The organism is Sanguibacter keddieii DSM 10542 (assembly GCF_000024925.1).
Lineage (GTDB): Bacteria > Actinomycetota > Actinomycetes > Actinomycetales > Cellulomonadaceae > Sanguibacter > Sanguibacter keddieii.
This window is the reverse complement of sequence record NC_013521.1, coordinates 132627-158850: the sequence shown is the minus strand read 5'-3', so window position 1 is coordinate 158850 and position 26224 is coordinate 132627. Positions and strand designations below refer to the sequence as shown.

The 26224-nt window shown below is 71.8% G+C and carries 25 protein-coding genes; 13 read left to right on the top strand and 12 right to left on the bottom strand.

Annotated elements, in window-relative coordinates:
* Nucleotides 1–24: 24 nt before the first annotated feature.
* From pgm to SKED_RS00715, 3 genes are all read left to right on the top strand, one after another.
* Nucleotides 25–1695, top strand: coding sequence for a phosphoglucomutase (alpha-D-glucose-1,6-bisphosphate-dependent) (pgm, locus tag SKED_RS00725; protein ID WP_012865193.1), 1671 nt, complete (start codon nucleotides 25–27; stop codon nucleotides 1693–1695).
* A 214-nt stretch (nucleotides 1696–1909) separates the two neighbouring features.
* Nucleotides 1910–2683, top strand: coding sequence for a hypothetical protein (locus SKED_RS00720; protein ID WP_012865192.1), 774 nt, complete (start codon nucleotides 1910–1912; stop codon nucleotides 2681–2683).
* A 327-nt stretch (nucleotides 2684–3010) separates the two neighbouring features.
* A complete protein-coding gene (locus tag SKED_RS00715; protein ID WP_012865191.1) occupies nucleotides 3011–3793 on the top strand; it encodes a hypothetical protein in 783 nt (260 codons plus the stop codon).
* Nucleotides 3794–3905: 112 nt separating this feature from the next.
* Here the strand turns inward: SKED_RS00715 and SKED_RS00710 are convergent, their stop codons facing one another.
* On the bottom strand, nucleotides 3906–4226 hold the full coding sequence (locus SKED_RS00710; protein ID WP_042438273.1) for a GNAT family N-acetyltransferase: 321 nt from the start codon (nucleotides 4224–4226) through the stop codon (nucleotides 3906–3908).
* Between the two features lie 112 nt (nucleotides 4227–4338).
* Nucleotides 4339–5115 carry a hypothetical protein gene (locus SKED_RS00705; protein WP_012865189.1) on the bottom strand — a complete coding sequence of 259 codons (777 nt, stop codon included), beginning with the start codon at nucleotides 5113–5115 and terminating at the stop codon, nucleotides 4339–4341.
* A 211-nt stretch (nucleotides 5116–5326) separates the two neighbouring features.
* Here SKED_RS00705 and SKED_RS00700 point away from each other — a divergent pair, with 211 nt between their 5' ends.
* On the top strand, nucleotides 5327–6772 hold the full coding sequence (locus SKED_RS00700) for a glycosyltransferase family 2 protein (RefSeq protein ID WP_012865188.1): 1446 nt from the start codon (nucleotides 5327–5329) through the stop codon (nucleotides 6770–6772).
* On the top strand, nucleotides 6769–7185 hold the full coding sequence (locus tag SKED_RS00695) for a hypothetical protein (protein WP_012865187.1): 417 nt from the start codon (nucleotides 6769–6771) through the stop codon (nucleotides 7183–7185). The genes SKED_RS00700 and SKED_RS00695 overlap by 4 nt, the downstream gene beginning before the upstream one ends.
* Before the next feature lie 49 nt (nucleotides 7186–7234).
* On the opposite strand, the gene SKED_RS00690 is transcribed toward SKED_RS00695, so the two are convergent.
* Nucleotides 7235–8197: a response regulator transcription factor gene (locus SKED_RS00690; RefSeq protein ID WP_012865186.1), complete on the bottom strand. Its 963-nt coding sequence runs from the start codon at nucleotides 8195–8197 to the stop codon at nucleotides 7235–7237.
* A 72-nt stretch (nucleotides 8198–8269) separates the two neighbouring features.
* Nucleotides 8270–9589 carry a glycoside hydrolase family 6 protein gene (locus tag SKED_RS00685; protein WP_012865185.1) on the bottom strand — a complete coding sequence of 440 codons (1320 nt, stop codon included), beginning with the start codon at nucleotides 9587–9589 and terminating at the stop codon, nucleotides 8270–8272.
* A gap of 178 nt (nucleotides 9590–9767) precedes the next feature.
* Between SKED_RS00685 and SKED_RS00680 the strand changes: the two genes are divergently transcribed.
* On the top strand, nucleotides 9768–11030 hold the full coding sequence (locus tag SKED_RS00680) for an MFS transporter (RefSeq protein ID WP_012865184.1): 1263 nt from the start codon (nucleotides 9768–9770) through the stop codon (nucleotides 11028–11030).
* Nucleotides 11031–11105: 75 nt separating this feature from the next.
* Here SKED_RS00680 and SKED_RS00675 read toward each other — a convergent pair whose 3' ends face one another.
* The gene (locus SKED_RS00675; protein ID WP_012865183.1) at nucleotides 11106–11933 is read right to left on the bottom strand and encodes a putative protein N(5)-glutamine methyltransferase; all 828 of its coding nucleotides are present in this window, start codon (nucleotides 11931–11933) and stop codon (nucleotides 11106–11108) included.
* A gap of 168 nt (nucleotides 11934–12101) precedes the next feature.
* Between SKED_RS00675 and SKED_RS00670 the strand changes: the two genes are divergently transcribed.
* Together SKED_RS00670 and SKED_RS00665 are read left to right on the top strand one after the other, a co-directional pair.
* Entirely contained in the window at nucleotides 12102–13877 is a 1776-nt protein-coding gene (locus tag SKED_RS00670; protein WP_012865182.1) for a pyruvate dehydrogenase, read from the top strand.
* A gap of 136 nt (nucleotides 13878–14013) precedes the next feature.
* Nucleotides 14014–15081 (top strand): phosphotransferase family protein, encoded by a 1068-nt coding sequence (locus tag SKED_RS00665; RefSeq protein WP_012865181.1) that lies wholly within the window; start codon nucleotides 14014–14016, stop codon nucleotides 15079–15081.
* 17 nt (nucleotides 15082–15098) lie between these two features.
* On the opposite strand, the gene SKED_RS00660 is transcribed toward SKED_RS00665, so the two are convergent.
* Nucleotides 15099–15545, bottom strand: a complete 447-nt coding sequence (locus SKED_RS00660; RefSeq protein ID WP_012865180.1) for a DoxX family protein — start codon at nucleotides 15543–15545, stop codon at nucleotides 15099–15101.
* 201 nt (nucleotides 15546–15746) lie between these two features.
* Here SKED_RS00660 and SKED_RS00655 point away from each other — a divergent pair, with 201 nt between their 5' ends.
* The gene (locus SKED_RS00655) at nucleotides 15747–16247 is read left to right on the top strand and encodes an NfeD family protein (protein WP_012865179.1); all 501 of its coding nucleotides are present in this window, start codon (nucleotides 15747–15749) and stop codon (nucleotides 16245–16247) included.
* A 123-nt stretch (nucleotides 16248–16370) separates the two neighbouring features.
* Nucleotides 16371–17843, top strand: coding sequence for a flotillin family protein (locus SKED_RS00650; protein WP_012865178.1), 1473 nt, complete (start codon nucleotides 16371–16373; stop codon nucleotides 17841–17843).
* Between the two features lie 113 nt (nucleotides 17844–17956).
* On the opposite strand, the gene SKED_RS00645 is transcribed toward SKED_RS00650, so the two are convergent.
* A complete protein-coding gene (locus SKED_RS00645) occupies nucleotides 17957–18862 on the bottom strand; it encodes an EamA family transporter (RefSeq protein WP_012865177.1) in 906 nt (301 codons plus the stop codon).
* A 231-nt stretch (nucleotides 18863–19093) separates the two neighbouring features.
* On the opposite strand from SKED_RS00645, the gene SKED_RS00640 reads away from it, so the two are divergent.
* Nucleotides 19094–19420 (top strand): DivIVA domain-containing protein, encoded by a 327-nt coding sequence (locus SKED_RS00640; RefSeq protein WP_169310121.1) that lies wholly within the window; start codon nucleotides 19094–19096, stop codon nucleotides 19418–19420.
* An 81-nt stretch (nucleotides 19421–19501) separates the two neighbouring features.
* Here the strand turns inward: SKED_RS00640 and SKED_RS00635 are convergent, their stop codons facing one another.
* Nucleotides 19502–20125: a superoxide dismutase gene (locus SKED_RS00635; RefSeq protein WP_012865175.1), complete on the bottom strand. Its 624-nt coding sequence runs from the start codon at nucleotides 20123–20125 to the stop codon at nucleotides 19502–19504.
* A gap of 150 nt (nucleotides 20126–20275) precedes the next feature.
* On the opposite strand from SKED_RS00635, the gene SKED_RS00630 reads away from it, so the two are divergent.
* Nucleotides 20276–21751 (top strand): FAD-dependent oxidoreductase, encoded by a 1476-nt coding sequence (locus SKED_RS00630; RefSeq protein ID WP_012865174.1) that lies wholly within the window; start codon nucleotides 20276–20278, stop codon nucleotides 21749–21751.
* Here SKED_RS00630 and SKED_RS00625 read toward each other — a convergent pair.
* Nucleotides 21712–22809: a VIT1/CCC1 transporter family protein gene (locus SKED_RS00625; RefSeq protein ID WP_012865173.1), complete on the bottom strand. Its 1098-nt coding sequence runs from the start codon at nucleotides 22807–22809 to the stop codon at nucleotides 21712–21714. The two genes, SKED_RS00630 and SKED_RS00625, sit on opposite strands and share 40 nt — an antisense overlap.
* Before the next feature lie 250 nt (nucleotides 22810–23059).
* On the opposite strand from SKED_RS00625, the gene SKED_RS00620 reads away from it, so the two are divergent.
* Complete coding sequence (locus tag SKED_RS00620; protein ID WP_012865172.1) at nucleotides 23060–23665, top strand: class I SAM-dependent methyltransferase; 606 nt, start codon at nucleotides 23060–23062, stop codon at nucleotides 23663–23665.
* Between the two features lie 77 nt (nucleotides 23666–23742).
* On the opposite strand, the gene SKED_RS20200 is transcribed toward SKED_RS00620, so the two are convergent.
* The 3 genes from SKED_RS20200 to SKED_RS00610 form a co-directional block, all read right to left on the bottom strand.
* A complete protein-coding gene (locus tag SKED_RS20200) occupies nucleotides 23743–23895 on the bottom strand; it encodes a methionine/alanine import family NSS transporter small subunit (RefSeq protein ID WP_012865171.1) in 153 nt (50 codons plus the stop codon).
* Nucleotides 23892–25454, bottom strand: a complete 1563-nt coding sequence (locus tag SKED_RS00615) for a sodium-dependent transporter (RefSeq protein WP_012865170.1) — start codon at nucleotides 25452–25454, stop codon at nucleotides 23892–23894. Before SKED_RS00615 ends, SKED_RS20200 begins: the two co-directional genes overlap by 4 nt.
* Before the next feature lie 172 nt (nucleotides 25455–25626).
* Nucleotides 25627–26214, bottom strand: a complete 588-nt coding sequence (locus SKED_RS00610; protein WP_012865169.1) for a CG0192-related protein — start codon at nucleotides 26212–26214, stop codon at nucleotides 25627–25629.
* Nucleotides 26215–26224: the final 10 nt, after the last annotated feature.

The window sequence follows — 26224 nt, the reverse complement described above, 5'->3', positions numbered from 1 at the left end:
TCTCACGAGTGGCAAGATCGACTCATGGACCCTCGCGCTGGCACGCTCGCCCTCCCGGAAGACCTCATCGACGTCGACGCTGTCGTCGGCGCGTACTACGACCTCGCCCCTGACGTCGACGACCCCGCGCAGAAGGTCGTGTTCGGCACCTCCGGGCACCGCGGGTCCAGCCTGGACCACGCCTTCAACGAGGCGCACATCATCGCGACGACCGCGGCCATCGTCGAGTACCGGCGCGCGCAGGGCACGGACGGGCCGCTGTTCATCGGCCGCGACACGCACGCCCTGTCGCTCCCGGCGTGGCAGACCGCCCTCGAGGTGCTCACCGCGGCTGGCGTCGAGGTCTACGTCGACGCCCGCGACTCGTACACCCCGACCCCCGCGGTCTCGCACGCGATCCTGCTGCACAACGGCGCGTCGACCGCGCAGGGCGTCCGGACCACCGGGCCCGGCCTCGCGGACGGCATCGTCGTGACGCCGTCGCACAACCCGCCGCGCGACGGCGGCTTCAAGTACAACCCGCCGCACGGTGGCCCCGCCGGGTCGGAGGCCACGTCGTGGATCGCGGACCGCGCGAACGAGATCCTGCGCAGCGGCGTCGGCGCCGTGCGCCGCGTCTCCCTCGAGGACGCCCTCTCCGCGGACACCACGCACCGCCACGACTACCTCGTCGCCTACGTCGACGACCTCGCGACGGTCATCGACGTCGACGCGATCCGTGACGCCGGCGTGCGGATCGGCGCCGACCCGCTCGGCGGTGCAGCGGTCGAGTACTGGGGCGCGATCGGCGAGCGCTACGGCCTCGACCTCACGGTCGTGAACCCGCAGGTCGACCCGCGCTGGGCCTTCATGACGGTCGACTGGGACGCGAAGATCCGCATGGACTGCTCCTCGCCCTACGCGATGGCCTCCCTGGTCAAGACCATGGAGGGCGACGCCCCCTACGACATCGCGACCGGCAACGACGCGGACTCGGACCGCCACGGCATCGTCACTCCCGACGCCGGCCTCATGAACCCGAACCACTACCTCGCGGTCGCCATCAGCTACCTGTACGGCGGGGCCCGCCCGGGCTGGCCGCAGGACGCCGCGATCGGCAAGACCCTCGTGTCCTCCGCCCTCATCGACCGGGTCGCCGGCAGCCTCGGCCGCCGACTCGACGAGGTTCCGGTCGGCTTCAAGTGGTTCGTCCCCGGCCTGCTCGACGGCTCGGTCGGCTTCGGCGGCGAGGAGTCCGCCGGGGCGTCGTTCCTGCGCAAGGACGGCTCGGTGTGGACCACCGACAAGGACGGCATCATCCTCGCGCTGCTCGCCTCGGAGATCCAGGCGACCACGGGGAGGTCCCCCTCGCAGCACCACGCCGCCCTCGTCGAGCAGCACGGCCAGTCCTGGTACGCCCGCGTCGACGCGCCCGCCACCCTCGAGGAGAAGGCCACGCTGTCGAGGCTGTCCCCCGAGCAGGTCACCGCGACGACGCTCGCCGGCGAGGAGATCACCGCGAAGCTCACCGAGGCGCCCAGCAACGGCGCCGCGATCGGCGGCCTCAAGGTGACCACGGAGAACGCGTGGTTCGCCGCGCGCCCGTCGGGTACCGAGAACGTGTACAAGATCTACGCCGAGTCCTTCACCTCCCCCGAGCACCTCGCCCAGGTGCAGGAGGCCGCGAAGACCCTGGTCGGCGAGGCGCTCGCCTGACGCGCTGACCTGGCTGGACTCTCACCGACGCCGGCGCTCGCGGACATCCGCGAGCGCCGGCGTCGTGCGTCTGGACGATGCCGGGCCCACGACGACGCACCCGCGGAGAACTCACCCGCCCTCGCCGCGCGAGGCCCGAGCACCGTAGATAGTGTCGACCCGACCCTGATCGTGACCTCCCCGCAGGGTCCCCCCGACACGAGACGAGAACAGCATGCGCATCACCCGTGGGATCGCCTCCCTCACCGTGGCCGGCCTGGCCCTCACCGGTCTGGCAGCCTGCTCGAGCGACGACGCCGACACCGAGACCACCGCCACGGCCACGACCGACGCCGCCGAGGAGACCACCGAGGCGACGGACGAGCCCTCCGAGGAGCCGACCGAGACCGAGGACGCGACCGACGAGCCCACCGACGACGCGTCCGAGGACTCCGACGACTCCGCCTCCGGGTCGGGAGACTCCCCCGCGTGGGCGGTCCCGACGACCACGCCGGGCGACCAGATCGCCACGATCGACGGCGACACCTTCACGGTCGACGTCTACCAGGTCGGGACCGCGCCCGCCTCGAAGACCGGTCAGTGGGTGGACCCGGACTCGAACGAGCCGCTCATCGCCGAGGGCGACGAGATCGTCTACGTCAACTACGTCTTCACCAACACCGGCTCCGAGCCGATCCCGCTCACCTACAGCCTGGTGACCGTGACGCCCACGTACGCCGACTGGGAGTACCTGCAGGGCATGGACTCGATCGTCGACTCCGAGCAGTTCACAGAGATGGACGTGACGAGCTTCGCCATCGACCCGATGAGCGGCGAGGAGGCCCCGTTCGAGTGGGCACCGGGGCAGACCTTCTCCTACGGCCAGAACTTCAAGTACCAGGCCGGCTCGCCCATCACCTTCGAGGCTCGCCTGTCCCCGGCCGACGACGCCGGAGAGCCCCTCAGCGACGAGCGCACCGAGGTCAGCGTGGACGCCACGATCAGCTGATCAGCTCTCTGCGCCACCGGGCTGCACCTGCTCGACCCCTCGCTGGGCACCGACCGCACGGTCGGTGCCCAGCGGTGTCTCCCGAGGTCACCGGCGCTCTCCAGGGCGTCTCGCAGCGGCGCGCCGCGCCCTCGTGGGCCGTCGTCGCGCAGGGTCCCCATCGACTCCACGGGCACTACTACCCACCGCCGAGATCCGCAGGATCCTGCCGTTCATGGGCAGCACTACCCATGCCGGAGGCCATCTGCGCAGGACGTCCGCGGTTAGTGTCGAAGAGAACCCGATCCCGACCTCCGGGTCGACACCACGACACGAATCGAGACCACCATGCGTATCACCCGCGGTATCGCCACCCTCTCCGTCGCAGGCCTCGCCCTCGCCGGCCTGACCGCCTGCTCGAGCGACGACGCCGACAAGGACACGTCGGCCGTCACGACCACCGAGGCCGCGGAGGAGACCACCGAGGCGTCGGACGAGCCGACCGAGGAGCCCACGGAGGAGGAGTCCGAGGAGGCCACCGACGAGCCGACCGAGGACTCCGACGACGCGACCGAGGACTCTGGCGCCGCCGCGTCGGGCGACTCCCCCGAGTGGGCCGTCCCGACCACCACGCCCGGTGACAAGATCGCGACGATCGAGGGCACCGACTTCACCGTCGACGTCTACCAGGTCGGCACCGCGACCGCGTCCAAGACCGGCCAGTTCGTCGACCCCGAGACGAACCTGCCGCTCATCGCCGAGGGCGACGAGATCGTCTACATCAACTACGTCATGACGAACACGGGCTCCGAGGAGATCCCGCTGTCGTACAACCTCGTGAGCGTCACGGCCGAGTACGCCGACTGGCCCTACCTGCAGGGCATGGACTCGATCGTCGACTCCGCCCAGTTCGAGGAGATGGACGTGACGAGCTTTGCTCTCGCACCGGGCAGCGGCATCGAGGCACCCTTCGCCTGGGCGCCCGGCCAGACCTTCTCGTACGGCCAGAACTTCAAGTACCAGGCGGGCTCGCCCATCACCTTCGACGCGACGCTCACCCCGTCCGACGACGCCGGCGACCTCGTGCACGACGAGCGCGAAGAGGTCTCCGTGGACGCGACGATCAGCTGATCACCGCTCCCTGAGCCCACGACGGAGGGCACCGACCACGCGGTCGGTGCCCTCCGTCGTCCCTGCCGACCACCTGCGACCTGCGACCGGCGCCGGGCCGGTCGGTCGGCTGTCAGGGCAGCAGCGCCTTGTACTCCGGGTGCTGGTCGATGTACGCCCGCACGAAGGAGCACTCCGGGATCACCGTCAGCCGGTGCTCCTGCGCGTGGTCGAGGACGGCGCGCGCGAGGCTCGAGCCGATGCCCTGCCGTTCGTGGTGGGGCTGGACGATCGTGTGGGTCGCGATGAGCGACCCGCGCCCGCCCGGGGCCTTGGACTCCACGAGGTCGTAGGTGAGGAACCCCGCCACCTCGCCGTCGGGGGTGGTGGCCTCGAGGCGGTGGGCCTCCTCGTCATGGGTGACCCGGGTGCCCGGGGTGCTCTCGTCGCTCATCTCCTCATGATGCACCCGGCGGCCGCGGCCGTCTCGGCGACGGTTGACGCCCACCACGACGGTCAGGACCACCACGACCGGGATGGCCGCCGTGGCCGGCACGCGCGCTGCGTCAGGACGTCGCCGTCACCTCGGTCGCGGGCTCGCTCGTCGCGGTGTCTGCTCCATCAGTGCCGTCTGTGCCCGCAGCGCCCTCAGTGCCCTGGGTCGCGCTCGAGGTGTCCGCCGGCGGCTGCGCGACCGCGACGGTCAGGGTGTCGACGGCCGTCTGCTTCGCGTACTCCTCGGAGGTCGGCGTCGTCTGGATGAGCACCTCGTAGGTGATCGTGAAGGTCACCGACACCGCGCGCTCGTCGACCGCCGGGACCACGAAGGTCTGGTTGTAGCTGTACGGGTCGGTGATCGCGTAGCCGGGCTCGACGCTCGCCTCGTCGGTGACGACGGCCGGGCTGGGCAGCGTCTCGCCGTCCTCCCCCTTGACGTCGGCCGAGAGGCTGACGCGCGAGAGGTACAGGCCCTGGCCGTCGTCGGGGACGAGCGCCCCCGAGATCGACAGGCTCAGCGGCTTGCTGGCGCCGGCCACCCACTGGTCCATGCTGAGCGTCGACCAGTAGGTCACGCCGAGCGACGCCGCTCCGGCGGTGAGCGTGCGGACGGCGTTCCCGGCCGCGAGGTCGTTCTGCACGACCTTGATGGTCTCGGTGGGGGTCGGCTCCGGCTCCGCCACGGGGGTCTCGGAGGCGGTGGGGGTCGGCGACGCGTCGTCCGAGGCAGTGGTCGTGCCGGTCGTCGCAGGGTCGTCCCACGGCGCGGTGCCGCACGCGGTCAGCGCGAAGAGCATCCCGGCGGCGAGCAGCGCGGCTGGTCGGAAGGGTCGGCGAGCAGTCATGGGTTCCCCCTGGGTCGTGGTGATGACACCGACACTAGGGCCCGGATCCGCCAGACGAAGCCGATCTTGAGCCATCGGCGAGATCCTGAGCGAATCTTGAGGTGATGCTCAGCCACTGCTGCGCTCGCCCTGCGGAAGGCCCGCAAGACTCCTCTCAGACGCAGACGACGTCGGGCCCCCAGCCCGGCCGGCACCTTCCAGGAGGAACACCGTGGCACAGTTCGAGGACGACATCATCATCGATCACGACACCTTCGGTGAGATCGAGAAGTACGCGAACGAGTTCATCGAGAGCGTCGAGGCGCTCACGACGGCCCGCCCGACGATCGGCTGCATCATCCCCGCGTACAACGAGGAGGAGTCGATCGGCTCGGTCATCGAGTCGCTCCTCGCCCAGACCCGCCTGCCCGACGTCATCCACGTGATCGTCAACAACACGACCGACAAGACCGTCGAGATCGCCGCGGGGTACGCCGGCGCGCACTCCTCCGAGGTCGACGGCGTCGAGCAGTTCACCGAGGTGTACGTCCACGACATCGGCAAGAACCCCGACAAGAAGGTCGGTGCCCTCAACTACGGCTTCACGCTCATCGAGGGCATGGACTACCTGCTCGGCGTCGACGGCGACACGGTCGCGAGCGAGAAGGCCGTCGAGCAGCTCGAGGAGGAGATCGTCTCGGACAGCCGCATCGGCGGCATCTCCGCGATCTACACGATCGACCCCGACCCCATCCAGGGCACGGTCGCCAAGTTCCTCATCTCCGGCCAGCGCGCGCAGTTCGCGGCCTTCAACATGCAGAACATGCTCCGCGGCCGGAACATGGCGGTGCTCGGCGGCCAGTACTCGATCTTCGCCACCAAGGCCCTGCGCGACGCCATGACGCAGAACCACCAGACCACGCCGTGGGTCAAGGACTCCGAGGTCGAGGACTCGCTGCTCTCGCTGCAGATCAAGAGCGCCGGCTACCTCACCAAGATCAGCGCCCGTGCCCGCGCCGACGTCGGCGGCATGACCACCCTGCGCGGCCTCGACGCCCAGCAGGTCAAGTGGAACTACGGCGCCATCGAGCTCATGTGGCCCGGGCAGCGCGGCGACACCAAGGGCCAGCCCTTCCACCCGAACCTGCGCCTGCGCTGGCTCGAGAACCTGTCGATGGCCGTCAACGCCTTCGCGCGAGTGATGTTCATCCTGCTGGTCGTCGCGGCCGTGTCGATCGACGCCTTCGTCTTCTCGCCCGTGTGGCTGGTCCCGCCCGTCGTCGCCGCAGCGCTCAACGTCCGCATCGCGATGTCGATGGAGGGCCGCACCAGGCGGGACATCCTCTTCGCCGCCCTGATCTTCCCCGCCGAGATGTACATGTGGGTGCGTATCGGCCACTTCCTGCGGGCCTGGACCAAGTTCGCGAGCAAGAAGCAGGTCGACAACTGGGCCGCGCAGGCCAAGGCAGAGCGTGGCGCGGGCAACGCGTACCTCACGCCGCTGCTCATCACCGTGGCCGTGATGATCGCCCTCGCGGCCGTGTGGGTCCAGCTGTCCGTGCTCATCCAGTCGACGGTCCTCTGGGTCGCCTGGCCCGTCCTCGGCACCATCGCCGTCGCCCAGACCCTCGGCATGTTCGGCAAGCTCGTGCGTCGCCACCACGGCTACAAGGCGTGACGACCGGCAGGGGGCCGGAGCTCACCGTGGACGCCGTCGACCAGAGGGTCCTGGAGGAGCTGCTCCACGACCTCATGGACGACGTCCGCACCTTCGAGCGTTTCGTGGCCGACTACGTCGCCCTCTGGTCGGGGCGCATGAGCACGCTCGACGCGGCGCTCGACCGCTCCGACCTGGGAGCCGCCGACACGGGGGTCCTGAGCATCCGGTCGAGCAGCATCATGCTCGGCGCCGAGCAGGTGGCCGCGATCTCCGACCGGGTGCTCGCAGCGGTCCGCCGGTCTGACTGCCTCTCGGCCCGGGCGTGGCTGCCAGACCTCGACGAGGCCGGCACCACGGCGTGCCACGAGCTCTCGCTGCTGCTCGTGCAGGAGACGCACCGGGGCTGGGTCCAGCCCGGGCAGCGCCCCTGACGTCCCTCCCCGGCGTCAGGCGTGCTGCCCGGGCGGTCCTGCGCCCCGGTCAGGTCTCGTCGACCGAGGTGAGCCTGTACCCGACCCCGCGCACCGTCTCGATCCAGCGCGGGGACGTCGCCGTGTCGGAGAGCTTGCGGCGCAGGTTGGCCATGTGGACCTCGATCGCGCGCTTGTCCGCCTCGCTCACGTAGTACGACGTCACGTAGCTCTCGCCGCGGAGCAGCAGCGCGAGGTCGGCCTTGCCGCGCACGCGGCGGCCGGTCTCCATGAGCGCGCTCAGCAGGTCGAACTCGCTGCGGGTGAGGACGATCTCCTCCTGGCCGTAGCGGACCAGCCGCATGTCGGGGTTGAGGCGGAGGCCCCGGTGCACGAGCCACCCCTCGCCCTCGTCGACCAGCACGACGCCCTCGCCCTGCTGCTGCTCGGACGCCGTGCTGTCCGTGCCATCAGTGCCAGCGGTGACGTCGGCGCCAGGGGTGCCGGACATGGCGGTGGGAGCGGCGTGCGCGCCGACCGGGTGCGCCTCAGGAGCACCGGTCGGAACCTCCGGGGCTGCCTGCGGGACCTGCGCCGCGGGAGCCGCGGTCGCGGCCTCCGCCGCCGCGGCGATCGCGGGCTCCCCGCCGGTGACCCGGGGGCGTCGGAGCATGGCGTCGATGCGGGCACGCAGCTCGCGCGGGCGGAACGGCTTGGTGAGGTAGTCGTCGGCCCCGGCGTCGAGGGCCTGGAGGGTGTCGATCTCCTCGCTGCGCGCGCTGACGATCACCAGGTAGGTCTGGCTGAACTGGCGGATGCGACGGGCCGTCTCGAGCCCGTCGATGCCGGGCATGCCCATGTCGAGCGTCGTGACGATCGGCTCGTAGGCCTTGACCGCCTGGACGCCGTCGATGCCGTTGCCCGTGGCGATGGTGTGGAAGCCGGCGTCCGAGAGGACGGCCTCGAGGAGGTGCCGGATGTCTGCGTCGTCTTCGATGATGACTGCGGTGCGGCGTTCTTCGTCCGGTGCCACAGTGCCCTCCTCTGGTCAGCCGTTCTGTGTCCACACCTGCCAGGGCGGCGTCGGTGCCTCACCGGTCGCGCGTCAGCGGGCCCCGGCGACGAGGCTGAGTGCCCGGTCAGGCCACCATTGTCCGGCAACGGGCCCGCCCTCGCACGTCCCGTCGCTCTCCCCCGGAGGTTTCACCCACAGGTTGGCGTCGAGGCCCTCGGCCTCGAGCGTGAGCGGCGGTGCACCGAGGGCTGCGCCCGGGGGGTTGCACCAGGTGCCGTCGGACCCGTTGCCGTTGCGACCGGTGTCCACGACGAACGGCGCACCGTCGAGCTGGGCGCTCAGGCGCTCGGCGTAGGCGAGCTCGGAGGCGTCGTCGTTGTAGTTGGACACGTTGGTCGCGAAGCCGTGCACGTCGGCCACGCCGGCGCGGCGCAGCAGGTCGGCGGACTCCTGGACGGAGTGCCAGTTGGAGTGTCCCCCGTCGAGGTAGACGGTCGCCCCGGCCCCGGTGAGCACCGAGCCTGCCGTGGAGACCAGGCCGAGGCGACGCTCGACGTCCCCGCACTCCTCGGCGAGCTGGAGCGCGTCGGGCTCGAGGACCACAGGGGTCTCGGTGCCCTCGAGCGCGGTGGCGATCTCGCGGACCCACGTCTCGTAGCCGTCGACGGTGGTACCTCCCGCGGAGAACTGCCCGCAGTCGCGGTCCGGGATGCCGTAGACCACGAAGACCGGCAGGGTGTCGCCCGCCTCGGCGTCCGCCACGACCTGCGCGACGTAGGGCCCGACCTCACCCGCCGGGTACTCCTCGGGCGTCAGCCAGATGGCGGTCGGCTGGTCGGCGATGGTGAGGAAGGCGTCGCGCGTGGCCGCGTCGGTCGCGGCGTCGACGGCCTTGATCGCCTCGGACTCGGGGTCGACGTAGAGGTCCCGCCCGGCGAAGGGGTTGGGGTCGTCGAGCAGGCCGGTGCGCACGACGACGAGCGCCGCGACGCCTGCGAGGAGGACGACGGAGCCCAGGACGAGCGCCCAGCGGACGGGGCGCGACAGCCGCCGTCGGGGGATGCGGGGAGGGCGGTCCGCCGGGTGCCGTCGACGGCTCTTCCGCAGACGCACGGACGCCGGAGCCGCCGAGGCCGCCTCGTCTCCGAGGCCGGTCTCGTCCTGCGGGACGACGGGTGCGGGCTGCCGCGGAGGCTCGGTGCGGGCAGGCTGCTGCGGAGGCTCGGCCGCCCGGATCACGTAGTCGCTCGCCGGGCGCTGCTCGGGGGCCTCGGTGCGACCGCCGCGGACGGGCACGACCTCGGGCTCCTCGGGCGTCTCCTCGAGCGGGACGCGGATCACGTAGCGGGGGTCGCGCGGGTCCCGGGGCCCCTGCGGGGCGTCGGGCTCGTCGCTGCTCCTGCGTGCCATGCGAAGTCCTCCCGGGCTGGTCCGCCAGACTCGGCACAGCCTACGCGTGGACCCGTCCGTCGGCCCTGCGACGCGGCCTCGGGGCCGGGAGCTGGTCGGGGCCGGACCGGCACCAGGCCTGCACCGGGCCGGCACCAGGGGCGGCCGGGCGTCGGCGTTCGGTGAGACACTGAGAGACGTGCCAGACGAACCCGAGAAGAGCGGCGCCCCAGCCGTCAGCAAGACCTCCAGGAACCCCTACCGCGAGCTCCTCGCGATGCCGGGGACCAAGCAGTTCTCGGGTGCCGGGGCCCTCGCCCGGCTGCCCATGTCGATGGTGGGCATCGGCATCGTCCTCATGATCCAGCAGACGACGGGCTCCTACGGGCTCGCCGGCCGGGTCAGCGCCGCGTACATCGTCGCGCAGGCGATCTGCTCGCCGCAGATCGCGAAGCTCGTCGACCGCAAGGGGCAGTCACGGGTCATGCGGCCGATGTTCGCCGTGACGTCGGTGGCGATGCTCGGGCTGATCCTCAGCACGGCGCTCGAGGCCCCCGAGGTCTGGCTCTACGTGTTCGCCGTCCTCACCGGGGCGACCATCGGCTCCGTCGGGTCGATGGTCCGCGCCCGCTGGTCCAACCTGCTGCCCGACCCGCGCCGGCTGCACAGCGCGTACTCCTTCGAGTCGGCCGTCGACGAGCTGTGCTTCGTGGTGGGCCCGATGCTCGCGACGATCCTCGCGACCTCCGTCGCGCCGACGGCCGGTCTCGTCGTGCCGCTCCTCGCGGTGGTCGTCGGCGGCTTCTGGTTCCTGTCGCTGCGCTCGACCGAGCCGCCCGTGTCGCGGCCGGTCGAGGGCGTCAAGCACCGGTCGGTCCTGCTCAACCCGGGGATGCTCGCGGTGATCGCGGTGTTCATCGGGATGGGGGCGGTGTTCGGCGCGACCGACGTGGCGACCATCGCCTTCGCCAAGGAGGCCGGGCACGAGGCGATGGCCGGTGTGATCCTCGGCGTCTTCGCGGCCGGCTCGCTGGTCTCGGGACTGCTGTACGGCGCCAAGCACTGGGTCTCGCCGCTGTGGGTGCGCTTCGCGCTCGGGATGCTCGCCCTCGCCGTCGGCGTCTCCCTGTTCTTCTTCGTCACGTCGCTGCCGGTCCTCGCCGCGGTGATGTTCGTGGCGGGCTTCGCGATCTCGCCGACGCTCATCAACGGCAACAACCTGGTGCAGCTCCTCGTCCCGCCGTCTCAGCTCACCGAGGGCCTCACGTGGGTCGGCACGGCGCTCGGTGTCGGGGTCTCGGTCGGCACCTCCGTCGCCGGGGTGCGCATCGACGCGGACGGCGCGCACGCGGGCTTCACGGTCGTGATGATCGCGGCCGGCATCGGCGTGCTCGTGACGGTCGCCGCGCTCGGCACGCTGCGCCGCCGCACCGCCGGGACGACGAACGTCGAGAGCCGCTGACAGGGCTCGCGTCTCGCAGGCCTCGCACGGGCGACCGCGGGCACGCACGGGGCAGGCGAGGGCAGGCGCGAGACGTCAGGCCGCGAGCCCGCGCGACGCGACCACGACCGTCGCGTCGAGGTCCTCGGAGCGGACCACCCGCGCGGCGAGGCCGGCGTCCGCCAGCAGAGCCACGGTCGCCGGGCCCTGCCTCTCGCTGGTCTCGATCACCAGGTAGCCCCTGCGGGCCAGCCACTCCCCCGCCCGCTGCGCCACGCGCCGCTGCACCTCGAGGCCGTCGCTGCCCCCGTCGAGGGCGAGGAGGTGCTCGTGCACCCGCGCCTCGGCGGGCATGAGGGGCACGGCGGCCGTCGGGACGTAGGGGGCGTTGACGACGAGCACGTCGACCCGGCCGCGCAGGCTGTCGGGCAGCGCGTCGAAGAGGTCTCCCTCGTAGACGGTGCCCTGCGGGTGTCTGGGAGCGACGCTGGAAGTGTCTTCGACGTTGAGCCGCGCGCAGGCGACGGCGTCCGGGTCGAGGTCGCTCGCGTGCAGCTCGACGCCGGGGACCGCGAGCGCCACGGCGAGGCCGACCGCCCCGGTGCCGCAGCACAGGTCGAGCACCACGCTGCCGGGCCGCGCACGGGCGGCGGCCTGCTCGACCAGCAGCCGGGTGCGCTGTCGCGGGACGAACACGCCCGGCGCGAGGGCGACCCGCACGCCGGCGAGCTCGGCCCACCCGAGGACGAGCTCGAGGGGCTCGCCCGCGACCCGGCGTGCGAGCAGCGTCGAGAGCTCGTCGGCGGAGCGGGCAGCGGCGAGCAGCAGGTGCGCCTCGTCCTCGGCGTACACGCAGCCGGCGGCACGGAGCGTCGCGGTGACGCGCTGCAGGGAGGAGGCGGGGTCGATCGGCGGGTATGACATGTCGTACCAGTGTGCGCCCGCGGGCCCCGGTGTGGTGCACCAGACATCACGAATGCCCGGTCCTGCCGTGCGGTCTGTCCGGATCCGGAGCAGGGTGGAGGGAGCGGGACGCTTCCGCCAGACCCCTGCGGAGCTCCCGGACACCGTCGCCCACCGGAGGTACCCATCGTGGCCAAGTCGAAGACCCGCGGCACGACCGTCGCAGACCTGCTCGTCGCCCAGATCGTCGAGGCAGGAGCCAAGCGCATCTACGGGATCGTGGGCGACAGCCTCAACCCCGTGGTCGACGCGGTACGCCGGGCTGCGAAGGAGGGCGTCGACATCGAGTGGGTGCACGTGCGCCACGAGGAGGCTGCCGCCTTCGCCGCGGCGGCCGAGGCCGAGGTGACGGGCAACCTCGCGGTGTGCGCCGGCTCCTGCGGCCCGGGGAACCTGCACCTCATCAACGGTCTCTACGACGCCAACCGCTCGAAGGTCCCGGTCCTGGCCATCGCGAGCCACATCCCGAGCAAGCAGATCGGGACGAGCTTCTTCCAGGAGACGCACCCGGACCGGCTGTTCAACGAGTGCTCGGTGTACTCCGAGATGATCTCGTCGGCCGAGCAGGCACCGCGCGTCATCAACTCCGCGATCCACCACGCCTACGGCGCACCCGGCGTCGCGGTCCTCACCATCCCGGGCGACGTCGCAGACTTCGACGCCCCGGCTCCGGTCGCGGACGTCTCGACCCGCCCGCCCAAGCCGCGCGTCATCCCGGCCGACGAGTCGCTGCGCGAGCTCGCCGAGGCGATCGACGAGGCCAAGAAGGTCACGATCTTCGCCGGCGTCGGTGTCCGCGGGGCGCACGACGACGTCATCGCGCTGGCCGACAAGATCGCGGCGCCGATCGGCCACTCGCTGCGCGGCAAGGAGTGGATCCAGTACGACAACCCCTTCGACGTGGGGATGTCCGGGCTGCTCGGCTACGGCTCCTGCTACGACGCGACGCAGGAGGCGGACCTGCTGATCCTGCTGGGGACGGACTTCCCGTACGACCAGTTCCTGCCGGAGTCGGTCCGCACTGTCCAGGTGGACATCGACCCCAAGAACCTCGGGCGGCGCACCCGTCTCGACCTCGCGGTGGTCGGCGACGTGGGCGAGACGGTGCGGGCGCTGCTGCCGATGGTGAAGCCTGCGAGGTCGCGGCGGTTCCTCGACTCGATGGTCAAGAAGCACGAGAAGGCGATGAACGGTGTGGTCGGCGCGTACTCGGGCGGCAAGAAGGCCGAGTCCATGACCCCCATCCACCCCGAGTACGTCGCGGACGTCCTCGACCAGGAGGCGTCGGACGACGCCGTGTTCACGGTCGACACCGGCATGTGCAACGTGTGGGCGGCCCGGTACATCAGCCCGAACGGCAGGCGGCGCGTCATCGGGTCGTTCCTGCACGGGTCGATGGCCAACGCCATGCCGCACGCGATCGGCGTCGCGGCGGCCCAGCCCGGGCGCCAGGTGATCTCGATGTCGGGCGACGGGGGCCTGGCGATGCTGCTCGGCGAGCTCGTGACCATCAAGCACTACGACCTCCCGGTGAAGATCGTGCTGTTCGACAACGCGACGCTCGGCATGGTCCGGCTCGAGATGCTCGTCGACGGGCTGCCGGCCTTCGGGACCGACTCCCCCTCCGTCGACTACGCGGCGGTCGCCCGGGCCATCGGCATCCCCGCGGTGCGGGTCGAGGACCCCAAGGACCTGCGCAAGGCCCTGCGGGGTGCGCTGGACCGTCCGGGGCCGGCGCTGATCGACGTGGTGACCGACCCGCACGCGCTGTCGATCCCGCCGACCATCACCGCCGGGCAGGTGCGCGGCTTCGCGGCAGCCATGAGCAAGGAGGTGCTCGGCGGCGGTCTCGGCGAGGTCGTCTCGATGGCGCGCTCCAACCTGCGCAACGTGCCGCGGCCCTGACGCTCGACGGGCCCGGCTCGCCGCGGCCCCGCTCGCCACAGCCCAGCCGTAGCGTCCTGTGCGCGACCCGACGACCGGGTCGCGCACGGGACCTCTGGCGCTGGTCCCCAGGTCAGCGCGGTGCCAGGATGATGCAGTGCCTCTCGATCCCACACCCCTGACAGCGACCACGACGACCGGTGCGACCGCTCCGGTCGACCCCGCCGACGCAGACCGCGTCCCCGCCGCGCTCGCCGCGGTGGTGGCCCCGCTCACCGCCGAGCGCGGTGCGGTGGTCGCGACCGAGAAGCTCGACGGCGGGATGTTCGCGACCACCTACCGCGTGACCTTCGCGGGCGGCGAGCGCGTGGTCGCGAAGATGGCGCCGACGGCCACCGACCGGCTCATGACGTACGAGCAGGGCATCCTCGCGACGGAGGCGTCCGTCTACCGGCTCGCCGAGGACCGCCCGGACCTGCTCATGCCGCGGCCGCTGCTCTTCGACACCACGCGCGAGCACGTCGCGACCGACGTCCTCGTGGCCTCGCACCTCGACGGCGTCCCGTGGCACACGCTCACCGACGTCACGCCCGACCAGCGTGCCGTGATCGACGCCCGGCTCGGGGGGTACATGACCCGGCTGCACTCCGTGACCGGGGAGGTGTTCGGGTACCCGGCCTCTCCCTCGCTGCAGGCGGCGACGTGGCGCGAGGCCTTCGGCCGCATGGTCTCGGCGATCGTCGAGGACGCCGCGGCCTGGGGTGTCGAGCTCCCGACGGGCCGGGTCGTCGAGGCGCTCGAGCGCCACGGGCACGAGCTCGACGTCGTCACCAGGCCCGCCCTGGTCCACACCGACCTGTGGGAGGGGAACATCTTCCTCGACCCCCAGAGCCACGAGATCGTCGGGGTCATCGACACCGAACGGGCGCTCTTCGGCGACCCGCTCTACGAGCTGGTCGGCGCGAGCCAGTTCGGCGACGGTGGTGCGCCCCCGTCGATCGCAGCCGGGTACGTCGCGGCCGGCGGGGTGCTCGAGCCGTCGGCTTCCCTCGCCGCAGGCAACCTCACCTCGGCAGACGTCCGCATCCTGCTGTACCGGTGCTACATGTACTCGATCCTGCTCGTCGAGCCCTCCCCGCGCGGCTACGAGGGCGGCTGGGTCGAGACCAACCACGTCGCACTCCTCGCGAAGCTCGAGACGACGCTGGACCTGCTGCTCGGCTGAGACGCCCCGACCAGGGTTCAGCGACGACCCATGCGGCGCCACGCCCTCCACGCGCCGGTCGACCAGAGCGCCCAGAGCACGAGGAGCGGCTGGAACACGAGGCGGACGGCGCGCTTCTGGTCGGTGTCGAGGCCGAAGGCGTCGGTGTGCGTGACGTACTGCGAGATGTTCCCCGGGAAGATCGCGACGAAGAACGCCGCCACGACCCAGCCCACGGGGACCTTCTTGTGCGGCAGGACCAGGAGGGCACCGCCGAGGGAGATCTCGACGACCCCGGACACGAGCACCACGGTGTCGGCGTCGATCGGGACCCACGCGGGCACCTGCGCCTGGAACTCGTCGCGGGCGACGGTGAGGTGGGTGATCCCGGCGAAGAGCAGGAACGCTCCGAGCGCCAGGCGCCCGACGGTGCGCGGGGCCGAGGTCGGCTGGTCGGCGAGGCGGTGTGCGAGGTCGGTGGGCATGGACCCATCCTCGCCCCGCCGGGCCGTCGTGCAAGCGGGCCACCGCGGCAGCGGTGCGCGAGCCGCACCTAGGAGATGTCACGCGCTCTCACGAGGGATATGTCACGCTGTGAATATCCCCCGAGATTTCTGCGAATAAGGTAGTCTTCAGGCAAAGAATTGGCCTCGAAGAGTAATCTTCGGTCGAGACGAGAGGGAACAATGCTGACATTCATCATCATCGGAGCCGTCGGGCTCGCCCTGCTCGTCCTGTCGATGTCCCTCGGCGAGCTCTTCGACGTCGGCGACGGGCTCGTGTCGGGCACCTCCCTCGGCGTCGGAGGCACGGTCTTCGGCGCCCTCGGGGCGATCGCGACCGTCAACGACCTCCCCGTCTGGACCACCTACGCCGGGTCCGCCGTCGTCGCGATCGCGGTGATGCTGCTCGTCCGTCGCCTGATCCGTGGGCTCGCGAGCTCCGAGGACGGCGTCGCCCGTGACCTCGTGGGGCAGCAGGGCGCTGTGACCTCGACGATCACCGGTGGCCACGGAGAGGTCTCGCTCGACGCCGAGCTCGAGCGCCGCCTCGCGTGGGCCGACCAGATCATCACCGAGGGCACCCGCGTGGTCGTCCTCGAGGAGGCAGCCGGCCGCGTCCGCGTCACCCCGTACTGGCCGACAGCAGGCACGACCGACGCGCAGCGCTGGCCCCAGGCCACCTGACCCGTCGGCGGCGGCCGCACCCCGCGTCTCGGCCGCGCCCCAGGACCATCTCCAGCTCGACCGCACGACCACCACGCAGCCCACCTCACGGAAGGAGCAACCCCTCCCCGGGGGTGCACCCACATGTCAGACCAGACGATCACCGTCATCGCCGTCGTGGCACTGGTCATCGCGTTCTTCGCGGTGCTCATCTTCATCGCCAACCGCATCCGCCGCGTCCCGCCGAACGAGGCTCTCATCATCGTGGGTCGCGGCGCCGGCAAGAAGGCCTCCGTCGAGGAAGGCGGGCAGCGCGTCATCGTCGGCGGACGCGTGTTCGTCTGGCCGATCCTGCAGCAGGGCTTCTCGATCTCGCTCGAGCAGCGCCAGATCGGCATCACCGTCGAGGGCGTCGACAAGAACCGCATCAAGATCGCCATCAAGGCGTCGATCAACTTCAAGGTCCGCGGCGACGAGGAGGGCGTGCGTCGAGCAGGCCAGCGCTTCCTGTCCCAGCAGGGCACGCTCACCGAGATCATCAAGGAGTCCCTCGAGGGCTCGCTCCGCTCCATCGTCGGAGACATGACGATCGAGCAGATCATCTCCGACCGCAAGGGCCTGTCCGACCGCGTCGTCGACTCGACCAAGCTCGACCTCGCCGAGCAGGGCCTCCAGGTCGACCTGCTCAACATCTCCGACATCTCGACCCCGGGCTCCGACTACCTCGGGAACCTCGGCCGCGCCGAGAACGCCCGTGCCCGCCAGGTCGCCGAGATCTCCGAGGCCGAGGCGCAGCGCGCGTCCGACTTCGCCGCGATCGAGGCCCAGGAGCAGGTCGCCGAGCGTCGCAAGGCCTTCGAGCTCAAGCAGGCCGCCATCAAGGCGCAGACCGACAAGGCCAACGCCGAGGCGAACGCGGCCGGCCAGCTGGCCCGCGCCGAGCAGGACCGTCTCGTCGCGACGCAGCAGCGCGACGCGCTCTCCGAGCAGGCGAAGGTCACCGAGGAAGAGCTCGACATCTCGGTCCGCAAGCCCGCCGAGGCCGACGCCTACGCGTCCGTCCAGCGAGCCAACGCCGAGCGTGACGCCGCCAACGCGGCCACCGAGGCCGACGCCTACAAGCGCACCACCATCGCGCAGGCCAACAAGACCGCCGCGATCCAGGACGCCGAGGCCAACGCCGAGGCCGTCCGCCGCACCGGTGAGGCCGAGCGCGACCGCCAGGTCGCCCTCGCCGCCGGTATCCGTGCCGAGGGTGAGGCGCGGGCAGCCGCGGCCGAGGCCGAGGGACGCGCAGAGGCCGCAGCGCTCGACGCCAAGGCCGAGGCGCTCAAGAAGTACGGCGAGGCAGCCCTCGTGCAGGAGCTCATCGAGCGCCTCCCCGAGATCGTCCGCGCCGCCGCCGAGCCCATCGGCAACATCCAGGGCATGACCGTCATCTCGACCGACGGCGCGTCCGCCATCACCAAGAACGTCACCTCGGTCCTCAGCGAGGGCCAGGGCGTCATCAAGCAGCTCACCGGCGTGGACCTCAACCAGATCCTCGCCAACCTCACGGGCACCGGCGGCTCGACACCCGACGCGCCAGCAGCAGCCAAGGCGCCCTCGGCGTCCTGACACCCGCAGCACACCGGCACGAGCCGGCCACCCGACGCTCGTCGGGTGGCCGGCTCGTCTCGTCTGAGGTGCCTCCGAGGTGCCTCTGAGGTTCCCCGTCGGAGACCTCTCGGTCAGTCCTGCGGGACGGGGACGGGCACCTGCCCGGACGCGGCCCGCCGGCCGGCGAGCCAGATGACCGTCGCACCCGACCCGACGACCAGCACGATCCCGGTGACCACTCCCGCGGTGAGGGTCTCTCCGAGCGCGACAGCGCCGACCAGCGCGCCCATGACCGGGTCGACGGCGAAGAGCGTGCCGACCACCCGGACCGAGGTGAGCCGGACGGCGAGGAAGTCGAGGCTGAAGGCGACGACCACCCCGAGGACCGCCGAGACGGCGAGCACGCCCCAGCCGCCGCCGTCGACCCGCGGTGCGGCCTGCACGGAGAACGGTGCGAGCAGCACGGCGCCGACCACCACCGACAGGGCGAGCCCGTCGAGGCCGTCGGTGTCGCCGCCCACCCGACCGGCGAGGACCGTGTACCCGCCGAAGGCCACGGCCGCGCCGAGGCCGAAGACCAGACCGATCAGTGTGAGACCGCCACCCGGGCTGCTCACCAGGACGACGCCGACGAGGGTCACCGCCGGCAGCAGCAGCTCGCGGCGCCGCGTCGTGGCGACCGCCGCGACCGCGAGCGGCCCGAGGAACTCGAGGGTCACCGCGATGCCGAGCGGCAGGTGGGCGACGGCGTTGTAGAAGAGGACGTTCATCGCGGCCATGGCCACGCCGTAGAGGACGATGCCGGTCCAGGCGCGGCGCGACCGGCCGCGGACCGACGGACGGACGAGGACGACGAGCACCAGTGCGGCGACGGCCATCCGGAGACCGCTGACGCCGAGCGTGCCGACGGTCTCGAAGAGGTCGGAGGCGATCGCCGCCGAGGTCTGGATGCTGAGCGACCCGACGAGCACGAACAGGCCGCCGAGGAGAGGCGCGAGGTGCGGGTGGGCAGCACGAAGAGGACGAGCGTGTGTCATGGAAGTTCCCAGGGGAGCGTGCCGGCGTCGCCGGCTCAGGAGCGGGGGTCAGCGGAGACGTCGCGCGACCCGGCGTGGTGCCAGGTCAGGCAGACGTGCGACGACGCTCGACGGACGGCCCTCTGCGAGGTGCGCACCCGTAGCTGCTCATGGGATCCATGCGGTGATGATAGCCCTCGGACGGGCCTGGTTCCGCGCGCGTCTGCGCACCGGGATCGTTACCGTATGGCCATGACGACGTCCCACGAGGTGCTCGAGTCGAGGTTCCGGTCCACCCGGCTGCGCCCCGGGTACTCGGTGGCGGAGGTCGACGACTACCTCGACCGGTGCCGCGCGACACTCGCCCACTACGAGGGCGGAGGTCGCGCCGGCACCTGGTCGTCCCCGACGACGCTGTCCAAGGACAGCCGCGACGCAGCCCTCCTCACCGCGGCCGAGGTCCGCTCGGTGCGGCTGCCGACCACCCGGTGGCGGGAGGGCTACGTCATGGAGGAGGTCGACGACCTGCTCGACGGCGTCGTCAACGAGCTCGTCCGGTGGGAGACCGTGGCCCGCTGAGGTCAGGCACGGTCAGCAGGGGCATCAAGATCAGCAAGGCCGGCCGCGCCAGGTTCTTCGACACCTCGGCTCCTCGGTCACTCAGGGGAACGTGACGAGGTTCCCGACCGCGCGCGCACGCTCGAGCCGCGCCGCGACGTCGTCCCAGTCGACGATCGTCCAGAACGCCTTGACGTAGTCGGCCCGGACGTTCTGGTAGTCGAGGTAGTAGGCGTGCTCCCACACGTCGAGCATGAGCAGCGGGACGATCCCGGCGGGCAGGTTCCCCTGCTGGTCGTAGAGCTGGACGATGATCGGCCGCGCGCCGAGGGTGTCCCACGCGAGGACGGCCCAGCCCGAGCCCTGGACCCCGAGCGCGACAGCGGTGAAGTGCGCCGTGAAGGCGTCGAAGGAGCCGAAGCCCTCGTCGATCGCGGCGGCCAGCTCGCCCTCGGGCCCGCCGTCGGCCGCGGGGCGCAGGTTCGCCCAGAAGATCGAGTGGTTGACGTGGCCGCCGAGGTTGAAGGCGAGGTCCTTCTCGAGCTTGTTGACGCCCGTGAGGTCACCGGTGCTGCGGGCCTCGGCCAGCTGCTCGAGGGCGGTGTTCGCGCCGTTGACGTAGGCCTGGTGGTGCTTGCTGTGGTGGAGCTCCATGATGCGGCCGCTCACGGCGGGCTCGAGCGCGGAGTAGTCGTAGGCGAGGTCGGGGAGCGTGTACAGGGGCATGCGGGGTCCTCTCGTCGGTGGTCCCGCCACGCTAGGACCTCAAGCAGGGTTGAGGTCAAGGTGCGGTCGCGGGCGTCGGGCACGTCTTGACCTCGAGCGCGCTTGAGGTCCTAGCGTCGCCAGGACCTCACCACCACACCTGGAGGCCCCGTGCCCGTCGCCGCACCGCCCGTCCCGCAGTCCCGGCCTCGTCCGACGTCGCAGCCGCAGCCGCAGCCGCAGACGCCACAGGGTCGGCGGCTGCACGTCGCGGTCGTCGGCGCCGGCCCCGCCGGGATCTACGCCGCCGACATCCTGCGGACCCAGGCGCCCGGGACCGCGGTCGACCTCTTCGAGCGGCTGCCCGCGCCCTTCGGCCTGGTCCGCTACGGCGTCGCCCCGGACCACCCGCGGATCAAGAAGATCGTCGACGCGCTCCACGCCGTGCTCGACCAGCCGGGCGTCCGTCTCTTCGCCGGCGTCGAGATCGGTGCGGACCTCACGGTCGACGAGCTCGCGGCACGCTACGACGCCGTCGTCGTGGCGACGGGAGCCAGCACGGATGCCGCGCTGGACGTCCCGGGGGTCGACCTCCCCGGCTCCTTCGGGGCGGCCGACTTCGTGTCCTGGTACGACGGGCACCCCGACGCGCCGGCCGGCTGGCCGCTCGACGCGCGCGACGTGGCCGTGGTCGGCGCGGGGAACGTCGCGCTCGACATCACCCGCATGCTCGTCAAGGACCCCGAGGCGCTCGCCACCACCGACGTCCACGACGAGGTCTGGTCGGCGCTGCGCGCGAACCAGGTGCAGACCGTCCACCTGTTCGCCCGCCGTGGTCCGGCCGAGACCCGGTTCTCGGCCAAGGAGCTCCGCGAGTTCGGCGACCTGGCCGGCGTCGAGGTGGTCGTCGACCCCGCCGACGTCGTCCTCGACGACCACGCCCGACGGGTCGCAGCCCAGAGCGCGCAGCGACGGCTCACCGCCGAGACCTTCGCCGAGTGGTCTGCGCGCCCTCCGGCCACGCCACCAGCAGCGCGCCGGCTCCACGTGCACTTCTACGAGGCGCCCGCGGAGATCCTCGGCACCACCGCGGTGACAGGGATCCGCACCGAGCGCACCGTCCCGGACGGGTTCGGGCACGTCTCCGGGTCGGGGACCTTCCAGACGTACCCGGTCCAGGCGGTGTACCGGGCCGTCGGCTACCGCAGCGCCCCGGTCCCTGGCCTGCCCTTCGACCCGGTGCGGGCGGTCGTGCCGAGCCGGGCGGGTCGCGTGCTCGACGCGGACGGCGCTGCGGTCCCCGGCCGGTACGTGACCGGCTGGGCCCGGCGGGGCCCTGTCGGGCTCATCGGGTCGACGAAGTCCGACGCCGCCGAGACCGTCGCCTCGGTCCTCGCCGACTGCGCGGCCAGCACCCGCTGCACGCACCCGGGGCCGACGGCGGTCGAGGACCTGCTGCGCGACCGCGGCATCACGCCGGTGGGCTGGTCGGGCTGGCTGCACGTCGACGCGGCCGAGCGCGCCCTGGGGGAGCCACAGGGACGGGACCGCGTGAAGATCTCCCGGTGGACCGACCTCGTCGAGGCGGCGAGCGGAGGACGGACCGGTCAGCCGACGGTCGCGCCGAAGAGCAGCCCGAGCAGGTAGGTCGCGGCCGCGGCACCGAAGCCGATAGCGAGCTGGCGCAGGGCGCGCCGGACCGGCGACGCCCCGGACAGCACCCCGACGATCGCGCCCGTGACGCACAGCGACAGCCCGACGAGCACGGCGCTGGTCGCCACCGCCGCAAAGCCCTCGACACCGAAGAGGTACGGCAGCACCGGGACCAGGGCGCCCGACGCGAAGAAGCAGAAGCTCGAGGCCGCGGCCCCGAGCGCCGTGCCGATCTCCTCGTGCGCGTCCGGGACGCTCGACGGGGCGATCTCGGTCGACGCCGACGAGGCGGCGAGGGCCGCGTCCGCGCGGGCCTGCGCCTCGTCGGGGGCGAGCCCGCGCGCCCGGTAGACGAGGGCGAGCTCGTTGGCGTCGACGTCGAGGTGCCCGATGGCCGCCGACGCGTCCGGGCTCGGGTCGGAGGCCGCGAGCAGCTCGCGCTGCGATCGCACGGAGACGTATTCGCCGGCCGCCATCGACAGCGCCCCCGAGAACAGCCCGGCGAGGCCGGTGAGCAGGATGGTCCCGGGCGCGACACCCGACGCACCGACACCGAGGATGAGGGCGAGGTTGGACACCAGCCCGTCGTTCGCCCCGAACACCGCAGCCCGGAAGGTCCCGGAGATGCGGGTGCGCCCTCGGGTCGCCAGCCCGCGCACCACCTCGCCGTGGATGCGCTCGTCGGCCGCCATCGCCGCGGTCGCGTCGACGTCCACGTCGTAGGTGGAGCGCGACTCCGCCTGCTGGGCGAGGGCCAGCACGAACACCCCGCCGAAGCGTCGTGCCAGGACCGCGAGGACGCGGGTGCGCCACTGGCCGCGCAGCGGTCGGCCGACGTCGTCGCCGAGGAGGTCGAGCCAGTGCTGCTCGTGACGCTGCTCGGCGGTGGCGAGAGCCACGAGGATCTCGCGTTCCTCCCCCGACCGACGCGCCGCGAGCTCGCGGTACACGGCTCCCTCGGCCCGCTCGTCGGCGAGGTTGCGGCGCCATCGGCGGACGTCGCGCGGCGTGCGGGCGCGGGGCGCGGCGGCGGGTGGCTGGTCGGTCGTCATGGTGACAGTCTGCCGGGATCTCGCCGATCCGGACTTCGGACGGGCGCAGCCGCGCAGGACGGGTCCCCGCACGGCCGGCGACGGGCTCCCGCACGGGGGGGTGCACGGTCGTCCGGACCGGTGCGCTCGGCCACCCACCGACGTCTGGGTCGTCCGTCCCGACCTGGCGACCGTCGGCACCGATAGGGTCGACTGGTCCTGCACCCGGCGCGCGCTGCGTGCTGCTCGCCCCGAAGAAAGGTCGTCGCCCATGCGTACTCCGTCCCTGTGGGAGGACATGGTCGCCCAGCGCCCGGAGCACTCCGTCTGGTACGCGACCCGGATGCGCACGATGGCCGCCGAGGGCGCCGACCTCGCGGGCGAGGCACGGTTCGTCGACGCGATGGTGCCTCGCGGGTCCCGCATCCTCGACGCCGGCTGCGGACCGGGCCGGGTCGCGGCGGCGCTGACGGCCGTCGGCCACACCACGGTGGGTGTCGACGTCGACCCGGTGCTGATCGATGCGGCGAGAGAGGACCACCCGGACGGCACGTGGGTGGTGGGCGACCTCGCCGAGCTCGACCTGGCGGCCCACGGGATCGACGACCCCTTCGACGTGATCGTCTGCGCGGGCAACGTGATGACCTTCCTCGGCCACGCCACGCATGCTCCGGCGCTCAGCCGCATGCGTGCGCACCTGGCTCCGCAGGGCCGGGTCGCCGTCGGCTTCGGGACCGCCCGCGGCTACCTGCCGGAGGCCTTCTTCGCCGACGTCGAGACCGCAGGGCTGCAGGTGGACGCGACCTTCTCCACCTGGGACCTGCGGCCGTACGCAGCAGACTCCGACTTCCTGGTCGCGATCCTCAGCGCTGCTTGACCAGATCTCCCGCTACCCCGTGATCCCGCCGGTCGTCGAGAGACGCCCAGCAGGAGAGCACGGGGTGGTGCGGGGTGTCAGGCGCCGGGACCAGGGTCGTCGGTGTCGGCCGGGACGTCGGGGTCGGTCGAGTCCTGGGGGGCTCGGCGGAGGTTGAGGATGCTCAGCACGAGACCACCCCAGACGACCACGAGGGACAGCACGAGGACGACGATCGCGGTGGTGGTCACGAGCGGACCTCCTTCGTGGTGAGGCCGCCCTCGGGCAGCGGGGGCCAGGGGACGAAGTCGTCCGGGTCCTTGGCCCAGCGGACCTTCGTCATGATGACCGCGAAGACGACCATGAACGCGATCGCGCCCCAGCCGAACACGAGGCGGAACCACAGCGGGTAGCCGTCGTAGCCCTCGGTGATGAGCATCCACACCCCGGAGACGAGCATGTAGCCGATGACGAGGGGCACGACGACACCGACGACGTAGACCCACCAGACGCCGATGCGCGTGGAGGACACCGCGTTGAGGTGCCACCGGAGCTGGGGCAGCAGTCGCAGCCGCCACGCCACGAGGGCGGTCATGACGACGGCCGAGGTGATGACCCCGACCTCGTTGGCCCACTTGTCGAGGACGTCGAGGACGTGCAGCGCGGTGGTCGTCGAGAAGAGCAGGATCGAGATCACGGCGGCGATCCCTCCGACGCGCAGCGCGGCCTGGCGGGGGTCCCAGCCGAACTTCTCCTGGAACGCGGCCGAGACCACCTGCAGCAGGGAGAGCAGCGAGGTGAGGCCCGCGACGGCCAGGGACAGGAAGAACAGCACGCCGAAGAACGACCCGCCGGGCATCGCGGAGATGATCTGCGGGAAGGTGCTGAACGAGAGCGTCGGCCCGGTGAGGCCCTCGAGGTCGTCGACGCCCACGCCCTGCTGGTGCGCCATGAAGCCGAGGGTCGCGAAGACCCCGACGCCCGCGAGGATCTCGAAGGACGAGTTGGAGAACGCGACGACGAGACCCGACGAGGTGAGGTTGGAGCGTCGCTTGAGGTACGACGAGTACGTCACCATGATGCCGAAGGCGATCGACAGCGAGAAGAAGATGTGCGCGACGGCGGCGATCCACACGCCCGGGTGCAGCAGGGCCGACCAGTCGGGCGTGAAGAAGGCGTTGAGCCCGTCGGTGGCGCCGTCGAGGAACAGCGCGCGGACCACGAGCGCCGCGAAGAGCACCACGAGCAGCGGCAGGAAGATGACGTTCGAGCGCTCGAGGCCCTTCTGCACGCCGAGGGCGAGGATGCCGAGGGTGACGACCCAGGTCCCGACGAGGGGCCAGAAGACTCCGGGGACGACGTCGAGGCCGATGCCCGGCTCGGCGGAGGTCCGCAGGAAGTCGTTGGTGAAGAACCCTGCGGCGTCGTCGCCCCAGGTCTGCTCGACGGAGAACCAGACGAAGCTCAGCGCCCACGCGATGATCACCGTGTAGTACAGGATGATGACGATCGAGATGCCGACCTGGAACCAGCCGAGCGCCTCGGCGCGACGGGTGAGGCGTCGGAAGACGGTGGGGGCCGACCCGCGGAACCGGTGGCCCAGCGCGTAGTCGAAGAACAGCACCGGGATGCCGATGACCAGCAGCGCGATGACGTACGGGACGAGGAACGCTCCCCCGCCGTTCTCGTACGCGACGCCGGGGAAGCGCCAGATGTTGCCGAGGCCGACGGCTGAGCCGATCGCCGCGAGGATGAAGCCGGTCTGGCCGGACCACTGCTCGCGTTCCGTCGAGGTCTTCGCGCGCGCCATGTCGCGTCTCCGATCCGGTGGGGTGTGCTGAGGACCCGGCAACCCTAGGGGTCACCGGTCGGCCTCGCACCTCGGTACCAGCATGTGGAGAAGTCGGACTTGTCCGGCTCTGGTAGGCGCTCGCATCCGCAGGCTGCCGTCTCGACCGCCTGCCCTCCGAGCCGCCTGTCCGTCAGACCAGATAGGCGAGCAGCAGCTCGTCGTCCTGCCCCACGAGGGTCCCGACGAGCGTCCCTGCGGTCGGCACCTCGACGTCGGGCGAGGGGAAGCGCACGACGGCGACGTCCTCGGGCCCGCGGGCACCGTCGGGCCGGGTGGCGGCGGGGCCGTCGCTCCCGCTGCCGCGGACGTGGATGCTCGGCTCGCGCTCGACGGGGCCGTCGGGGGTCTCGACCATCATGGGCACCTGGGTGTCGCCCTCCTGGACCGCGCGCGTGAGCTCGGCACGGTAGACCGGGTCGCCCTGGGCGTCGTACACCCAGCGGGTGCCGAGCACGGAGTGCTCGAGGGTGCCCAGCAGCCACTGCTCTGCTCCGGGGAGCGCTGCGGCGCGGTAGGTCAGGGGCACGTGGACGAGCCGGCCGTGGACGTCGAGGAGGAGCGACTCGACGCCGACCTCGCCCTCGGGGTCGTCGAACCGGTACGCGGCGACGGGGGTCGCGACGTCTGCCGGCCCGTCGAACCACGGCTGGGTGGGGAGCCAGGACGCGACGATCTCGGCCTTGCTGGGTACGAGGGTCGCCTGGTAGATGATCGCCATGGGGCTCAAT

Excerpts from the sequence above, each read along its gene's own strand:
- SKED_RS00610 (WP_012865169.1), bottom strand. The coding sequence starts at position 26,214 with ATGGCGATCATCTACCAGGCGACCCTCGTACCCAGCAAGGCCGAGATC.
- SKED_RS00640 (WP_169310121.1), top strand. The coding sequence starts at position 19,094 with ATGACGACGTCCCACGAGGTGCTCGAGTCGAGGTTCCGGTCCACCCGG.
- SKED_RS00620 (WP_012865172.1), top strand. The coding sequence starts at position 23,060 with ATGCGTACTCCGTCCCTGTGGGAGGACATGGTCGCCCAGCGCCCGGAG.
- SKED_RS00720 (WP_012865192.1), top strand. The coding sequence starts at position 1,910 with ATGCGCATCACCCGTGGGATCGCCTCCCTCACCGTGGCCGGCCTGGCC.
- SKED_RS00685 (WP_012865185.1), bottom strand. The coding sequence starts at position 9,589 with ATGGCACGCAGGAGCAGCGACGAGCCCGACGCCCCGCAGGGGCCCCGG.
- SKED_RS00675 (WP_012865183.1), bottom strand. The coding sequence starts at position 11,933 with ATGTCATACCCGCCGATCGACCCCGCCTCCTCCCTGCAGCGCGTCACC.
- SKED_RS00710 (WP_042438273.1), bottom strand. The coding sequence starts at position 4,226 with ATGAGCGACGAGAGCACCCCGGGCACCCGGGTCACCCATGACGAGGAG.
- SKED_RS00715 (WP_012865191.1), top strand. The coding sequence starts at position 3,011 with ATGCGTATCACCCGCGGTATCGCCACCCTCTCCGTCGCAGGCCTCGCC.
- SKED_RS00655 (WP_012865179.1), top strand. The coding sequence starts at position 15,747 with ATGCTGACATTCATCATCATCGGAGCCGTCGGGCTCGCCCTGCTCGTC.
- SKED_RS00650 (WP_012865178.1), top strand. The coding sequence starts at position 16,371 with ATGTCAGACCAGACGATCACCGTCATCGCCGTCGTGGCACTGGTCATC.
- pgm (WP_012865193.1), top strand. The coding sequence starts at position 25 with ATGGACCCTCGCGCTGGCACGCTCGCCCTCCCGGAAGACCTCATCGAC.
- SKED_RS00660 (WP_012865180.1), bottom strand. The coding sequence starts at position 15,545 with ATGCCCACCGACCTCGCACACCGCCTCGCCGACCAGCCGACCTCGGCC.
- SKED_RS00705 (WP_012865189.1), bottom strand. The coding sequence starts at position 5,115 with ATGACTGCTCGCCGACCCTTCCGACCAGCCGCGCTGCTCGCCGCCGGG.
- SKED_RS00635 (WP_012865175.1), bottom strand. The coding sequence starts at position 20,125 with ATGCCCCTGTACACGCTCCCCGACCTCGCCTACGACTACTCCGCGCTC.
- SKED_RS00615 (WP_012865170.1), bottom strand. The coding sequence starts at position 25,454 with ATGGCGCGCGCGAAGACCTCGACGGAACGCGAGCAGTGGTCCGGCCAG.
- SKED_RS00645 (WP_012865177.1), bottom strand. The coding sequence starts at position 18,862 with ATGACACACGCTCGTCCTCTTCGTGCTGCCCACCCGCACCTCGCGCCT.
- SKED_RS00625 (WP_012865173.1), bottom strand. The coding sequence starts at position 22,809 with ATGACGACCGACCAGCCACCCGCCGCCGCGCCCCGCGCCCGCACGCCG.